This is a genomic window from Bradyrhizobium sp. SPXBL-04 (assembly GCF_051853035.1).
GTDB classification, from domain to species: domain Bacteria; phylum Pseudomonadota; class Alphaproteobacteria; order Rhizobiales; family Xanthobacteraceae; genus Bradyrhizobium; species Bradyrhizobium zhanjiangense.
This window is the reverse complement of sequence record NZ_CP182472.1, coordinates 5,512,958-5,526,512: the sequence shown is the minus strand read 5'-3', so window position 1 is coordinate 5,526,512 and position 13,555 is coordinate 5,512,958. Positions and strand designations below refer to the sequence as shown.

Sequence of the window (13,555 nt, the reverse complement as noted above, 5' to 3'; positions counted from 1 at the left end):
TCTCAGCGCAGAGCGTGACGGCAGCGGTCACTACGACACATCCGGCGCTCGCTTGCGTTTGGGCACCGCCGGTCGGTCAGGTCGTCGGGCTCCACGCGTCCTGGGGCGCAGCGCCATTGTCCCGCTTGCGCGCGGCATGCGAGGCCCGCGCGCCGGGTGTCTTCTCCCGATGCAAGAGCTTGCGAAGCGTAGAGGGGTCGGCATACCCAACCTTCTCGGCGATGTCATCGAGGCTGAGCCGAGTGGTTTCCAGAAGCTCCATTGCCTTATCGACGCGCAACCTCTGGACAAATCGCACCGGCGAAAGCCCAGTGGCGCGCTCGCATCGGCGCGCAAAGGTACGCGCACCCAGGGACCCGCGGTCATCGTCATGACCGAGATGCCAGGCATTACCCCGCATGTCGCGCGTTTCGCTCGCTGGGTTCGCGACGCCGGCTTCCGCGTCTACATGCCGTCGCTTTTCGGAAAGGATGGCGATGTTCCCGACGCCGAAACTGCGGCCCGCGTTTTTCGGCGCGCGTGCGTCAGTGCTGAATTTCGAGCGCTCGGGGGCGGATCATCGAGCCCTGCATCCAACTGGTTGCGGGCACTCGCGAGGCTGGCCCATGGCGAGAGTGGCGGGCCGGGCGTCGGTGCTATCGGCATGTGCTTTACCGGCAACTTCGCGCTGAACATGATGCTGGAGCCGGCACTGCTGGCTCCTGTCTTGTCCCAGCCGTCGCTCCCGTTGGACAATCCCGCAGGCATCGAGAGTTCTGCTGACGAACTGGCGCAAGTCCGTTCAAGGCTGGAACGCGAAGATCTGACTGTCCTTGCCTACCGGTTTGCGGGCGATTCATTCTGCCGTGCCGAACGGTTTGCTGCCTACCAGTCCGCGCTCGGCGATCGCTTCATTGGTCGTGTTTTGCCTGACACGGCCGCGAATACCGGGCCCAAGCCACCGTTCTTCGAGCAGTTCGTCAAGACGCCCCATAGCGTCGTCACAGTTCATCTTGTCGATGAGTCGGGTCAGCTCACGCTCGCAGCCCGGGACGAGATTCTTGCATTCTTTCAGAAGCGCCTGAAATCGGTACCCCCCACCATTGGGCATCGATGAACTTGTCCAATGAGAGCGTAGGAATTCAGTCAGCAGGATGCATGAATCTGCGATCACTGATCACGCTTGGGGACCCATTCTTCCGCGATTGAGTCCCAACGGTGGCTCTCGTCGAATTCTTTCCAGAGTGGCTGCCTTGGTTTGGTTTCAGCCTTCCGTCGTGTCGCATTGCGGGCGCTGAGTTGGACGACAAGCGTGCCAGCCATCATCACCCATTCGCGAGCCTTATTTCGGGAGTTCCATTTGATTGTCGCGAACATCGGCTGCCTCCTTCAAAGTGAGAAGCCTTCGTCATTCTAGACTCGACCACGGACAAAGGGATGTAAAGTACTTCACAGCCGCCAAGATCTTTGACACGAACCTGCGGCCCATAGAGGCGCCGCGAGGTCGGAGTTTCGACGCTCGGGCCGAGATCATCCAAACCGCCGAACTGAGGCGCCGGGATTGGCAGGCGGGGCGGAAGAAGGCCGCGTCGCCCTTGCGTCAGAGTCGCATCGGAGCCGCTCGCGATCCAGGACCTATTCGCGCCCTGAGATTTGGGGGTCTCAGAGGCGTACCCCGGTCGTAGCAAACGCTTGCGCGACGGGCTCCTGAACTTGATTCAAGATCTCCATCCCCGCAATCGCGATCACCACGGCCGCGACGCAGCCAAGAAGAAAAGCCTTCATCCGCAGCCTCCCTCGATCGAACCGTCAAGCCAATCATACGACACGGCTTGCCGCGAGCAAACTCGTTGATCGCATCAAGGCACAGGCGGCCTACGGGCTCTTGAACATGGGATCGACGGAAAACGCATCACCCATCAAGCCGAGAGACTGAAGTGCGGCGCGATTCAGGTCGATTTCCAATATTGCAAGAAGAAGCGCAAGCACGACGGCAACGAGGATCAGGAACGGCGAGGCGTCTCGGGAATCGGGATCTTGCGATCCACCAAGCGCGCGCAAAGCGCTCAGTCGCGCCAGCATCTGCAGAAATGGCCGCGGTCGCCCCTGCATGCCGTCATCCTTGACGTGACCAAACAAAGACTAGTGTCCGGGCCACCGGCATTCAAGCAGGATGCGCAAGGTTAGCCTGTTGCGACGCACACTCCGGAACGGAATGCAGCGTCACCCCGTTTAGTACGCGCATCGGAGGATCCGACGTGAGATTGTTGACAACGATTTTGTGCTTCGCAGCACTTTGCCTCTTCGAGAGTGCCTCTGCCCAACCCGCACAAACCAACTCATCTGGGGCGCAAACCCGTCCCGAGGAGAAGGGCCAAGCACAGCCGCAAGGTTGGACGGGTCCAATCAATACGGGGTCGGGTGGTGCGCCCGCCGAAAGTCCCCAAGGTCAGAGTCCGCCTGGAATGCAGGCCGCGCCGGAAGGCTCGTCCAAGAGCATGAGGGCACCAGCCAAGTAGATAGGTTCGGATATTCATCTCCAGTGGCTCTTCTGGCAATCTTGAGGGCGTGAATGTGACCAGGGCCGGTGAGGGTCAATGAGGCTACCTTTCTGCGCGCGTGGCGCCGCGGCCCTGTGGGCCATTTTCGCGGTATCATCCGTGCACGCCGACATGGTGGGGCATGGCGGCCCCGTACGAGCCCTCGCTATTTCCCCCGATGGGAGCGGCCTCCTGTCCGGAAGCTTCGATACTGCCGCCATTCGCTGGTCTTTGAAGGCGGATACGGCAGAGCAAGTGCTGCGGTATCATGCTGACGCGGTCAATGCTGTCGCCTTTCTGAGCGGAGGCCGCTTGGTCACGGCCGGCGCCGATGCACGGATTGCGGTATGGACGGCGGGCCGGCAGCGGCCGGATCGGGTGTTCGAGGGACATGGAGGTCCAATCGTCGCGCTTGCGGTTTCTCCCGATGGTGCGCTTCTCGCATCCGGTTCATGGGATCGGACGGTGCGGCTCTGGTCGCTGTCGGACGGCGCGTCGCGCGTGCTCGAAGGTCATTCGCAGAACGTCAACGGCGTCGCTTTCACGCCGGACGGCAGGTCGCTCCTCAGCGTCGGTTATGATCTCACGTTGCGCATCTGGCGTTTGCCGGATGGCCAGCCTGAAGTCGTAACGTTGCCGGCGCCGCTCAACGCGGTGGCTGTTGCGCCGGATGGTGAAATCGTCACGGGCGCGGTCGATGGCATGCTGCGGATGCTGACCACCGACGGCAAGGTCAGCGGCGAAGTCGCGGCCGGTCCCACACCCGTGGTGGCCTTGACGATATCGGGAGACGGCACGTTGATTGCTGCGGCCGGCATCGGCGGCACGGTGGCGATCATCGATCGCAAGTCGCGCAGCCTGCTACGAACGCTGGTTGTGTCCGGCTTGCCGGTATGGTCGGTCGCCTTCCTTCCGGATCGAGAGACACTGATGACGGGTGGTGCGGACGGCAAGATCAGGCGCTGGAATGCGCGCACCGGCGATCCCATTGGTTCGAACCTCTCGGGAACGCCGGCCGATCCGCTCGCCGCCTATGCCGGCGATCCTGGCGCCGATGTATTTCGGGCATGTGTTGCCTGTCACACGCTGTCGGACAAGGAGGTTCAGCGTGCGGGCCCGACGCTTGCGGGATTATACGGCCGCAAGATCGCTTCGCTGCCGGGCTATCGTTTCTCCGAAGCGCTGAAGACGATGGACATCGTCTGGACGCCGGAGACGGTCGCAAAGCTGTTCGAGATCGGGCCGAATGCCTACACCCCCGGCACCAAGATGCCGGAGCAGCGCATCGGCTCGGCCGAGGACCGCCGTGCGTTGACCGACTTCTTGGGCCGCGCAACGTCGCGATAATTGCCGCTTTCGATCCTGCGAAGATATCCGCTTCGTCTAGTCCTTGCCATCGCGCTGGCGGAGATAGTCATCTGTCGTTCGCGGTGGCGTTCGTTCCGGCACGCCCTTGAACGGATCGAATTGCTGTTCGCTCATGACGATGACGCGGCAGTCTGCGCACATCCGGAGTGCCGCGATCCGCTTGTCGCCGGCCGGATACATCCAATGCCGGCCTTCGAGCTTGGCGGCGATGCGGTCGATCGTGCTCTTGACGCCGAAGGCCGTGCCGCAGCGGACGCAGAGTGCGGGCTCCTCTTCCTTGATAATCACGGCGGAGGCACGGGCCGCGCGGAAATCGATCTGCGGCTTGAGGCTGATGACTTTTTCCGGACAGGTGCTCTGGCACAGGCCGCATTGCACGCAGGCGTCCTCGACGAACTTCAGCACTGGCCGCTCGGGATCGTCGCGAAGCGCGCCGGTCGGGCAGGCCGAGACGCAAGAGAGGCATAGGGTACAGCCGCTGGTATCGACGCTGATTGCGCCCACAGGCGCACCCTGCGGCAGGGCGATCACGTCGACCGGTTTCGGCGCCAGGCGATGCAACTCGCTGAGCCCGAACCGCAAAAGGTCGCGCCGCTTGCCGACGGTCTTGAAGGTCGCGGGCGCAGCGACGGCCGCGAGCATGCCGATAGCAGCCAACTGCTCGCCGAGCGCGTCGGGATCATCCGTTTCGATGGTGGTGACGCGGTGGCCCTCAAAGCCGAGGCCGCCAAGGATCGCTTCAGCCATGGCGATCGTCTGCGACAGTCCGGTCACATCGTGGCGCGGCTTTGCGCGCAGCAGGAACCGTACCGCCGATACGCCATAGGCAAAGGCGCCGACGACCGCCTCCAGCCCGAGCTGCGTGATCTCGTTGACGGCGAAGGGAAGCACGTTCGCTGGCAAGCCGTCGCCATGACGCGCCAGGGCATCGATCAGGGGCGTGCCGTGCGGGCTGTCATGAAAGAGCAACACCGCATTCGTGCCACCGGCCTCATGGTAAGTGAGTAGCATGGCACGAATTCTTTGAAGCTGCGTATCGGCGGGCGGCAGTGCATAAGATGCCGCGCCGGTCGGGCAGGCAGCGGCGCATTGGCCGCATCCCGCGCAGATGTTCGGATCAATTGCGACATGATCGCCGACGGGCGTGATCGCCCCGGTTGGGCAGAGATCGAGGCAGCGATGGCAGCCCGTGCGCTTCGAGCGCGAATGGGCGCAAAGAGCGGGCGTAACGTCGACATATTTCGGCTTGTCGAAGCTGCCGACGAGGTCTCGCGCGGTCAGCACGGCGCGGAGCACGGCGGCGGGATCGTTCGGATCTGCGCGCAGATAGCCGTCGCGTAGCTCGTGGGCAGGAAACAATGGCATCCCGCCGGAAAGATCGAGCACGATATCGCAGCGCGAGGTGACCCCGCTTCGCGGCGCGTCCAGTACGAAGCGATTGCGCGAGGAGGGGCGGGGACGCGCATAATCGTCGATCGCAAATTCGAAAGCGCCGAAATGTCCCTTTGCGGAGCGGATCGTGCCCTTCACGATCGGGAAGACCGTTGCAGCGGACGGCATCATCTCGTCGAGCTGTTTCAGCATCACCGTGACGTCGAGGTGATCGGCAAGCAGGCGGCCGGCTTCGATTGCGGCCTCATCGCGCCCGTAGATCAGGACCACGCCCTCGCTCGACAAGGTGACGAGCGGATAGTCCGGGGCCGGGATGGAGGCGGATGCGAGCAGGGCAGCCATTTTCGCGCCGGCGCGCGCGCCGTCGCGAGACCAGCCGGCGGTTTCGCGGATGTTGACGAAGCTGATCGCATCAGGCCGTTCGCCGGCCTCCTCAGTGAATTGCGCGGCCTGCTGCGTGCAGGCGACCGTCAGTGCGCCTCCAGCGGCCGCTGCGCTGCGGAAGTGATCGAGCTCGGCGCCGCAGAGATGGCGAAAGCTTTTGATCTCGCAGTTGGGACATCCGCGCTGAATCGCGGCCGCGTCGAGACGCATCGTGTCTTCGCACGAGCAGATCAGGACGGTCTTGGATGGCTGCTCCAGGTTAACCCCTCCGCCAATCCGGTACCGACGACGGACTCGCGCCGGCCCTTCGCCTCGTATAGAACATTATCCATCGGGAAGAAAAGGAAAGCGGAGGACGGCCTGCCGTCGATCCCAGTCAGCCACGTTTCCCTGGTGGAACCGATCCACCTGCCGCCGCCGTTCACATTGGTGCGGCTGCGCGAGAATGGCGACGCTTTTGCCCACGCATGCCGCATTGCACCGGAGAGCGGCGCCGGAACGCTCGTCTATGTCGGGCGCTTTGATCTGGCGGAGTTCGCCGTGGTGCTGGAGCCAGCCGAGCCCTTCCGTACGGCGCGGCGCGCGTTCTACGCCGGCATGGTCGCGCTCACCGATGCCTTGCGTGCCTACGCACCGCCGAGCAAGCCCATCACGATCGGATGGCCGGATGCCGTCAGGATCGACGGAGGGCTGGTCGGCGGCGGGCGCATGGGTTGGCCTCTCGCGGCCATTGAGGAGGAGCCGCCGCCATGGCTGGTGTTCGGCGCGATGATCCGGACGGTTGCCATGAACGAGGACGAGCGGGGTGTTCACCCGCTCGCCGCGGCGCTCGACCAGGAAGGCTTTGGCGAGGCTGGTGCGGCGCAGATTACGGAGAGCTTTGCCCGGCACCTGATGCTGGCATTCGATGACTGGCAGGCGGGCGGTTTTGATGGCGTCGCGCGCGAATATCTTTCCCGTATGCCCCGCGAACGGCAGACCGTCCAGCGCATCGACGATCGCGGCGATCTCCTCACGCGCCGGATTGGGGCGGGCGAGATCGAACGTGGCGACCTCGTGCAGGCGCTTCTGGCTCCATCCTGGCTCGATCCGGCGCTCGGAGGGCCGCGGCTGTGAAGCTCTTGCGTACTATCGCGCTCGATCCCTCCGACACCTTCCTTTTCGATGTGGCGGCGGAGCCCGGTGAATGGGCCGTCTCCGGTGCTTTCCGCTTCTGGGATTGCGATAGTGCGAAGCTCGAGGGCAAGGCGCGCGCGGCGTTTCGCGGCGGGTTCCTCGGCGTGCAATCCTGGGGCTGGTCGACGCTGGCGCAGATCGTTCCGGCGACCGAGGATGATTGCCGCAGCCTGGTCGATCTCCTTGCCAGGCAGCTCGTCGATCGTTTCGGTGCGCCGGACATGGCGACAGCGATTACCGCCGCGGAAGAGGAGGTGGCATTCTCGCAGTCGCTGTGCACCCATCCCGTCAGCTCGCTTATTGCAGTGCACCGGGCTTCAAGCGATGGCGAGGTCCGGGAGTCCTTTCGCCGACTAAAGCTTCGCGAAGGGCAGGGGCACGGCAAGGCGTTCTCGTTCATGGAAGTGGACGACGACGTCCAGCCTGACGGCGAGCTCAGGCTTGCGGATCTGGGCCGGGAGCCGACTGTCAGATGAACGATTTCTGGATCGCCTGCGGCCATCATCTGCTCGATCGCGACGAGGGCGGTGGGCTGTGCGTCACCGACGAATTCCTCAAGGCCTATTTTGCCCGTCCCGAACTGATGCCGCCGGCCGATGCATGTCCGATCGAACGCCGGTTGCACCGCGAACTGCTCGCCGATCCGCGTCAGGCGGTCGGCGCCGACGAAATTGCCGCAATTTCCGATGCCGACGCACGGGAGAACTGGCAATTCGTGCTGGCATTCCGCGATCTCCTGTTGCGGCATCCGACGCTCGAAGCCGCCTATCTTGCATCGGTGCGATCAGGCGCGAACGGCCTGCCGCCACTGTTCGTCAACCAGCTCGTACATGTCATCCTGCGCAACGCGCTCGATGGCTGCGACGATCCGTTCGTGCTGCGCGCGGCCGAGCTGTTCTTCCGGGTCCAACGGATTTTGCCGCATGAGCAGGCCCTGCTGCTTGGCGACGAGGAGATAGTCGGCGGCCGGAGTCCGACCCCGGTGCTCTCCCTGATGTCGATGCTGGGCGCCACCACCGATGCGGTGCTCGATGTGCTGAACGAAGAGAATGCCGGGGCCTATTGGCAGCGCAGCGACCAATTCGACATGGCCCTTGACCTCACGGCCGGCGGACGTGGACCAGCTGCGCTGGCGCAGGCGATGACGCGATGGATCTCCCACCTGCTTGGCTTCGACGTCACGATCGAGCCGCTGCGTGCGTTGCAGGAGGCAAAGCTCACCTGGTATGTCGGGCTCGATGCCGACGCCACTGGGCTCGGCGACCGTCTGTGGCACGGCGAGGAACTCGACCAGCGCAGCGCCGACCGAGTGCTCGCGCTGTTCCGGCTGACTTTTGCGGATTCAAGCCGCGCGCATGACGATGTCGGGGACGAACCTATCTACCTTATCCTGTCGATGACGGAGGATCAGAAGCTCCGGATGAAGCCACAAAATCTGCTGACCGGCCTGCCGGTGAAGCGCCTGGAGATGATGACATGAGCCCGGCGGTATCGCCACTAGCGTCCATCTCCGTCGGCGTCGTCGTCGAGCGGAGCAAGGCCGACTCGCCCTGGGTTGATTTCGTCTGGCGCGGAATTGCCGTTCTGCCGGACGAGCCGGCGGCACAACCCTGGACCGTGCTTCGCGAGCAGGACGGCACTACCCTGTTCTATGCGGGAAGCGCGACCGTGGATCTCTATCCGTCCGAGACGGCGCGCTATCGCGACAACCTCGCCTCCGGCAGTCCGAGCATCTGGACTGTGCTGTCGCCCTCGGAAGGCGCCTGGCCTTATACCCTTACTGCGGTTACCGCCGACCCCGCTGAGGGCGAGGGCTTTACCGAAGCCGCCGACAATCTCGTCGAGGCCGTGCCGATGCCGGAGGTGTTGCGCGAAGCAATTGAAAGGTTCGTGGCCGAGCACCATGTCGAGCGGGAGTTCGTCAAACGCAAGCGGGGCCGCGCTGATCCGGAGGCGCTGGCGCGCCGCGACCATGAAGGCGGACAGGAATGAGTGAGGAGGAGTTCCTTGCACGTTGGTCCCGCCGCAAACGCGAAGCGCGGGCGGAGCCGGCGAAGCCTGCCGCGGTGCAGCCCACGCTGCCGCCCGAGCGCAAGGACGATGATAGCGAGTTCGATCTCTCAAGCCTGCCGTCGATCGATGAGATCAATGCTGCGACCGACATCACCGCCTTCCTGAGCAAGGGTATTCCACCGGAGTTGAGCCGTGCGGCTCTTCGCCGCGCCTGGGCGACCGATCCCGCCATTCGCGACTTCGTCGGGCTTGCGGAGAATGCATGGGACTTCAACGACCCGACCGCAATGCCGGGTTTTGGGCCGCTGGATTGTTCGCCGGAACAGCTGGCCGCACTCGTCGATCGCATCGTCGGTGGGGTGCGTGAGGTGGTCCAATCCCTCCCCGAGACTTCAATTGAAACAGCGAATCCTTCGGCGGAATTGCATCAAGCCGACGCGACGGCCGCATCCGACGTTGTCGAGACATCGGACGCGACGGAACGGCCGGCAATCTCTGTTGCGGTGCAACCGACAGTCGCGGACGGATCTGCGGATTTCGCTGAGCCCGTGAGGCGCCGTAATCACGGTGGTGCACTGCCGCGCGAGCAGCACGACTAAAGGCTATAGGCTCAGGCTATGGACGGATTATTGACCGTCCACGGAACCGGGGTTACGATTTCCTTAGCGCTTTGTAACAAAAGCAATAATCAAGCAGACGGGACTCGGATGGGAGGTCCACGTGCGGGATGACGGGCTTGATCGCGCAATCGATGCTGCAGGCGGCATTGCCCAGCTTGCGCGCAAAATCGGTATCAGCCAACCCTCCGTCTCGAATTGGACCCGCGTGCCTGCACAACGGGTGGTTGCAGTCGAAACCGCGACCGGTATTCCGCGCAACGATTTGCGGCCCGATCTCTACAGCGAACAAGCCGTGTCAGCAGAACTCGTCGATGCCCTCGATGCTGCGCGCGCGCAGGAATATGCGTTGCTAGCAACGTTGCTGTCCGCGCCGCCGTCGAAACGATTGCTCGAGCAGCTTGCGGCATTGAGTGGTGACGCAACGCCACTCGGCCGCGCGCATGCGGCGCTCGCCGACGTCGCCTCAAGCGCGGTCGCAGCGAAAGTCGAGCGCGAATATTTTGATCTGTTCGTGGGGCTCGGTCGCGGCGAATTGCTGCCTTATGCCTCGTACTATCTCACCGGCTTCCTCAACGAACGGCCGCTGTCGCGCCTGCGAGGAGACTTGACGACGCTCGGCATCGAGCGGCTGACCAACAATTCCGAACCCGAGGATCACGCCGCGATCATTTGCGAGATCATGTCGGGCCTTGCCGGCGGGCACTTCGGTGCCTCGCCAGAGGCACAGTGCACTTTCTTCGAGAAACACGTATCGCCCTGGATGGGGCGGCTGTTCGCGGACATCGAGAGCGCCGGGAACGCCCATTTCTATCGGGCGGTCGGCGCGCTCGGTCGCACCTTTATCGAGATCGAGATGGAAGCATTCACATTCGCCAACTGACCGGCACGCGCAGGTCCAGGAGAGATGCGATGAGTGAAGACAAGAAGGCCACAGTGGGACGCCGCGACTTCCTGCGCAAGGTCAGCATCGGCACGGTCGGTGTCGGTGCGACACTCGCGACACCGTTGGTCGGGTCGGCGCAGGCCGACAGTGAGACCAACGATGAGAAGCGCAAGGCGCGCTATAAGGAATCCGACCACGTCAAGGCATTTTATCGCGTCAATCGTTATCCGGCCAAGGGAGGCTGACCGTGCTGATCAAGCGAACACACCAGCATTCCCCGCGCCACGGCTCCGTTGTCGAGTCCCTTGCGGGGCAGGCCGGCGGTCTCGACCGCCGCAGCTTCTTGCGCAAATCCGGTCTTGCCGGCGGTGCGCTTGCCGCGCTCGGCAGCTTGCCGGTCGGCAGCGTGCGCAAAGCGGACGCAGCAATGGCTGGTCCGCTCACCGCAGGTGCGACCATCCGCAAGAACATCTGCACGCATTGCGCCGTTGGCTGCACGGTGACGGCCGAAGTCTTGAACGGCGTTTGGATCGGCCAGGAGCCGAGCTGGGATTCGCCGATCAATCGCGGCTCGCATTGTGCCAAGGGCGCCTCGGTGCGCGAACTCGTACACAGCGAGCGGCGGCTGCGCTATCCGATGAAGCTGGTAAATGGGCAGTGGACCCGCGTCTCCTGGGATTCCGCGATCAACGAGATCGGAGACAAGCTTCAAGCTGTACGTGAGAAGTCCGGCCCCGATTCCGTCTATTGGCTCGGCTCGGCCAAGATGACCAACGAAGGCGCCTACCTGTTCCGCAAGCTCGGTGCGTTCTGGGGGACCAACAACACCGATCATCAGGCTCGCATCTGCCATTCGACCACCGTGACCGGCGTCGCCAATACCTGGGGCTACGGCGCGATGACCAACAGCTACAATGATATCCGCAATGCGAAGACACAGGTCATCTTGGGCGGCAATCCGGCCGAAGCGCACCCGGTCTCGCTGCAACACCTGCTCGAGGGCAAGGAGCTGCAAAAGGCCAACTTTATCGTCATCGATCCGCGCCTGACGCGTACGGCGGCCCACGCGACCGAATATGTGCGGATGCGCCCTGGCACCGACATCCCGGTGCTCTACGGCATGATGTGGCACATTCTCCAGAATGGCTGGGAGGACAAGGAGTTCATCCGGCAGCGCGTTTACGGTTTCGACGACATCAAGAAAGAGGTTGAGAAATGGCCTCCGGAAGAAGTCGAGCGAGTCACCGGCATTCCCGGCGAGCAGCTCAAGCGCGTCGCCAAGATGTTCGCCACCGAGAAGCCGGCAACCCTCATCTGGGCCATGGGCCAGACCCAGAAGACCGTCGGCACCGCCAACGTGCGCGCAAGTTGCATTGCGCTCCTGATGACCGGCAATGTCGGGAAGGCCGGCGCAGGCGCCAACATCTTCCGTGGTCATGACAACGTGCAGGGCGCGACCGATGTCGGGCTCGATATCGTCACGCTGCCGTTCTACTACGGCCTCGCCGAAGGCGCCTGGAAGCATTGGTCGCGGGTTTGGGAGGTCGATTATGACTTCCTGAAGTCCCGCTTCGACTCCAAGCAGATCATGGAAACCCCCGGCATTCCGCTGACCCGCTGGTTCGAGGCAGTGACATTGCCCAAGGATCAGGTCGCGCAGAAAGACAACGTGAAGGCGGTGTTCGTGCAGGGACACGCCTCCAACAGCATCACCCGCATTCCTGAGTCCCTCAAGGGTCTGAAGGCCCTCGAGCTGCTCGTCATTGCCGACCCGCATCCGACGACCTGGGCCTCGCTCTCCGTGGAGGCGGGCCGCAAGGATGGCGTCTACATTCTGCCGGTCGCCACGCAATTCGAATGCAAGGGGTCGCGCGTCGCCTCCAACCGCTCGCTGCAATGGGGCGAGCAGATCGTGAAGCCGATCTTTGAATCGAAGGATGATCTTGAAGTCATCTATCTGATGGCGAAGAAGCTCGGCTTCGCCGACCAGATGTTCAAGAAAATCAAAGTCGAAAACAATCTTCCTGAAGCCGAGGATGTGCTGCGCGAGATGAACCGCGGCAGCTGGTCGACTGGCTATTGCGGGCAATCGCCCGAGCGCCTCAAGGCGCACATGAAGAACCAGGCCAAGTTCGACATGCTGAGCATGCGGGCACCGAAGGACGATCCCGAGGTCGGCGGCGACTATTATGGTCTGCCCTGGCCGTGCTGGGGATCACCTGAGGTCAAGCATCCCGGCACGCCGCTGCTCTACAACACCAATCTGAATGTGATGGACGGCGGCGGCACGTTCCGGCCGCGGTTCGGCATCGAGCGTGAGGAGAAGCTGCCGGACGGCACGACGCGGAAGGTGAGCTTGCTCGCGGACGGCTCGTACTCGTTGGGTTCGGGAATTCAGGACGGCTATCCGGAGTTCACGCTGGCGAGCCTGAAGAAGCTCGGCTGGGACACCGAGCTCACCGAAGCGGAAATGGCCGTGATCAACAAGATCAATCCCGCCAATCCGGACACGGTGTCGTGGGCGCTCGACCTGTCGGGAGGCATCCAGCGTGTGGCGCTGGCGCATGGCTGCGTTCCCTACGGCAACGGCAAGGCGCGCATGAATGCCTTCGGCTTGCCCGATCCTATCCCTGTTCACCGCGAGCCGATCTACACGCCGCGCGTCGACCTCGTCGCCAAGTATCCGACGCTGCCCGACGCCAAGCAGTTCCGGATGCCGAATATCGGGTTCTCCGTGCAGAAGGCAGCGGTCGAGAAGGGAATTGCAAAACAGTTCCCGCTCATCCTGTCGTCCGGCCGTCTGGTCGAATATGAGGGCGGCGGCGAGGAGACCCGCACCAACCCGTGGCTTGCCGAATTGCAGCAAGACATGTTCATCGAGATCAATCCTGCCGATGCCGCCGAGCGCGGTGTCAAGGACGGTGGCTGGGTGTGGGTCACGGGTGCAGAGAACAATTCCAGGGCGAAGATGAAAGCGCTCGTCACCGAGCGCGTTGGCAAGGGCGTCGCCTGGATGCCATTCCACTTCGGCGGCTGGTTCGCGGGCAAGGATCTTCGCGGCAATTACCCGAAGGGCACCGACCCGATCGTGCTCGGCGAAAGCGCCAACACGATCACCACGTACGGATACGACCCCGCGACGGGCATGCAGGAGCCCAAGGTCACTCTCTGCCAAATCGCGGCGGCTTAGGAGTAACGAC

15 protein-coding genes are annotated in these 13,555 nt (G+C 63.3%); 10 read left to right on the top strand and 5 right to left on the bottom strand.

The genetic code is table 11. The features are described 5' to 3' along the window. Positions 1-76 precede the first annotated feature (76 nt). A complete protein-coding gene (locus ACNJX8_RS26340; protein ID WP_439361983.1) occupies positions 77-400 on the bottom strand; it encodes a helix-turn-helix domain-containing protein in 324 nt (107 codons plus the stop codon). Between ACNJX8_RS26340 and ACNJX8_RS26335 the strand changes: the two genes are divergently transcribed. Next, positions 284-1,096 carry a dienelactone hydrolase family protein gene (locus tag ACNJX8_RS26335; protein ID WP_439361982.1) on the top strand — a complete coding sequence of 271 codons (813 nt, stop codon included), beginning with the start codon at positions 284-286 and terminating at the stop codon, positions 1,094-1,096. The two genes, ACNJX8_RS26340 and ACNJX8_RS26335, sit on opposite strands and share 117 nt — an antisense overlap. A gap of 53 nt (positions 1,097-1,149) precedes the next feature. On the opposite strand, the gene ACNJX8_RS26330 is transcribed toward ACNJX8_RS26335, so the two are convergent. The 3 genes from ACNJX8_RS26330 to ACNJX8_RS26320 form a co-directional block, all read right to left on the bottom strand. After that, positions 1,150-1,356, bottom strand: a complete 207-nt coding sequence (locus tag ACNJX8_RS26330) for a hypothetical protein (protein WP_439357256.1) — start codon at positions 1,354-1,356, stop codon at positions 1,150-1,152. A gap of 285 nt (positions 1,357-1,641) precedes the next feature. Beyond that, on the bottom strand, positions 1,642-1,764 hold the full coding sequence (locus ACNJX8_RS26325; RefSeq protein ID WP_256477661.1) for a hypothetical protein: 123 nt from the start codon (positions 1,762-1,764) through the stop codon (positions 1,642-1,644). Between the two features lie 90 nt (positions 1,765-1,854). After that, positions 1,855-2,091: a hypothetical protein gene (locus ACNJX8_RS26320; RefSeq protein WP_245473173.1), complete on the bottom strand. Its 237-nt coding sequence runs from the start codon at positions 2,089-2,091 to the stop codon at positions 1,855-1,857. A gap of 485 nt (positions 2,092-2,576) precedes the next feature. Between ACNJX8_RS26320 and ACNJX8_RS26315 the strand changes: the two genes are divergently transcribed. After that, positions 2,577-3,866 carry a c-type cytochrome gene (locus ACNJX8_RS26315; protein WP_439357255.1) on the top strand — a complete coding sequence of 430 codons (1,290 nt, stop codon included), beginning with the start codon at positions 2,577-2,579 and terminating at the stop codon, positions 3,864-3,866. A gap of 36 nt (positions 3,867-3,902) precedes the next feature. Here the strand turns inward: ACNJX8_RS26315 and ACNJX8_RS26310 are convergent, their stop codons facing one another. Further along, the gene (locus tag ACNJX8_RS26310) at positions 3,903-5,873 is read right to left on the bottom strand and encodes a 4Fe-4S binding protein (RefSeq protein ID WP_439357254.1); all 1,971 of its coding nucleotides are present in this window, start codon (positions 5,871-5,873) and stop codon (positions 3,903-3,905) included. 198 nt (positions 5,874-6,071) lie between these two features. On the opposite strand from ACNJX8_RS26310, the gene ACNJX8_RS26305 reads away from it, so the two are divergent. The 8 genes from ACNJX8_RS26305 to ACNJX8_RS26270 all read left to right on the top strand — a co-directional run bounded on the left by ACNJX8_RS26305 (position 6,072) and on the right by ACNJX8_RS26270 (position 13,545). Then, the gene (locus ACNJX8_RS26305; RefSeq protein ID WP_439361981.1) at positions 6,072-6,779 is read left to right on the top strand and encodes a biotin/lipoate--protein ligase family protein; all 708 of its coding nucleotides are present in this window, start codon (positions 6,072-6,074) and stop codon (positions 6,777-6,779) included. Continuing rightward, on the top strand, positions 6,776-7,315 hold the full coding sequence (locus ACNJX8_RS26300; RefSeq protein ID WP_439357253.1) for a DUF6505 family protein: 540 nt from the start codon (positions 6,776-6,778) through the stop codon (positions 7,313-7,315). The genes ACNJX8_RS26305 and ACNJX8_RS26300 overlap by 4 nt, the downstream gene beginning before the upstream one ends. Next, positions 7,312-8,319: a DUF6352 family protein gene (locus ACNJX8_RS26295; protein ID WP_439357252.1), complete on the top strand. Its 1,008-nt coding sequence runs from the start codon at positions 7,312-7,314 to the stop codon at positions 8,317-8,319. Before ACNJX8_RS26300 ends, ACNJX8_RS26295 begins: the two co-directional genes overlap by 4 nt. Beyond that, the gene (locus ACNJX8_RS26290; protein WP_128945423.1) at positions 8,316-8,831 is read left to right on the top strand and encodes a DUF3305 domain-containing protein; all 516 of its coding nucleotides are present in this window, start codon (positions 8,316-8,318) and stop codon (positions 8,829-8,831) included. The genes ACNJX8_RS26295 and ACNJX8_RS26290 overlap by 4 nt, the downstream gene beginning before the upstream one ends. Further along, positions 8,828-9,451: a DUF3306 domain-containing protein gene (locus ACNJX8_RS26285; RefSeq protein WP_439357251.1), complete on the top strand. Its 624-nt coding sequence runs from the start codon at positions 8,828-8,830 to the stop codon at positions 9,449-9,451. The genes ACNJX8_RS26290 and ACNJX8_RS26285 overlap by 4 nt, the downstream gene beginning before the upstream one ends. A gap of 121 nt (positions 9,452-9,572) precedes the next feature. Then, positions 9,573-10,352, top strand: coding sequence for a molecular chaperone TorD family protein (locus ACNJX8_RS26280; protein WP_439357250.1), 780 nt, complete (start codon positions 9,573-9,575; stop codon positions 10,350-10,352). A 29-nt stretch (positions 10,353-10,381) separates the two neighbouring features. Next, positions 10,382-10,600 carry a twin-arginine translocation signal domain-containing protein gene (locus ACNJX8_RS26275; protein ID WP_091887502.1) on the top strand — a complete coding sequence of 73 codons (219 nt, stop codon included), beginning with the start codon at positions 10,382-10,384 and terminating at the stop codon, positions 10,598-10,600. Positions 10,601-10,602: 2 nt separating this feature from the next. After that, complete coding sequence (locus ACNJX8_RS26270) at positions 10,603-13,545, top strand: formate dehydrogenase subunit alpha (RefSeq protein WP_439357249.1); 2,943 nt, start codon at positions 10,603-10,605, stop codon at positions 13,543-13,545. Positions 13,546-13,555 lie beyond the last annotated feature (10 nt).

What these genes read in the sequence shown, in the direction of transcription:
- ACNJX8_RS26340 (WP_439361983.1), bottom strand. Translation starts at nt 400, where the DNA reads ATGCGGGGTAATGCCTGGCATCTCGGTCATGACGATGACCGCGGGTCC.
- ACNJX8_RS26330 (WP_439357256.1), bottom strand. Translation starts at nt 1,356, where the DNA reads ATGTTCGCGACAATCAAATGGAACTCCCGAAATAAGGCTCGCGAATGG.
- ACNJX8_RS26325 (WP_256477661.1), bottom strand. Translation starts at nt 1,764, where the DNA reads ATGAAGGCTTTTCTTCTTGGCTGCGTCGCGGCCGTGGTGATCGCGATT.
- ACNJX8_RS26320 (WP_245473173.1), bottom strand. Translation starts at nt 2,091, where the DNA reads ATGCAGGGGCGACCGCGGCCATTTCTGCAGATGCTGGCGCGACTGAGC.
- ACNJX8_RS26315 (WP_439357255.1), top strand. Translation starts at nt 2,577, where the DNA reads ATGAGGCTACCTTTCTGCGCGCGTGGCGCCGCGGCCCTGTGGGCCATT.
- ACNJX8_RS26310 (WP_439357254.1), bottom strand. Translation starts at nt 5,873, where the DNA reads ATGCGTCTCGACGCGGCCGCGATTCAGCGCGGATGTCCCAACTGCGAG.
- ACNJX8_RS26295 (WP_439357252.1), top strand. Translation starts at nt 7,312, where the DNA reads ATGAACGATTTCTGGATCGCCTGCGGCCATCATCTGCTCGATCGCGAC.
- ACNJX8_RS26290 (WP_128945423.1), top strand. Translation starts at nt 8,316, where the DNA reads ATGAGCCCGGCGGTATCGCCACTAGCGTCCATCTCCGTCGGCGTCGTC.
- ACNJX8_RS26285 (WP_439357251.1), top strand. Translation starts at nt 8,828, where the DNA reads ATGAGTGAGGAGGAGTTCCTTGCACGTTGGTCCCGCCGCAAACGCGAA.
- ACNJX8_RS26275 (WP_091887502.1), top strand. Translation starts at nt 10,382, where the DNA reads ATGAGTGAAGACAAGAAGGCCACAGTGGGACGCCGCGACTTCCTGCGC.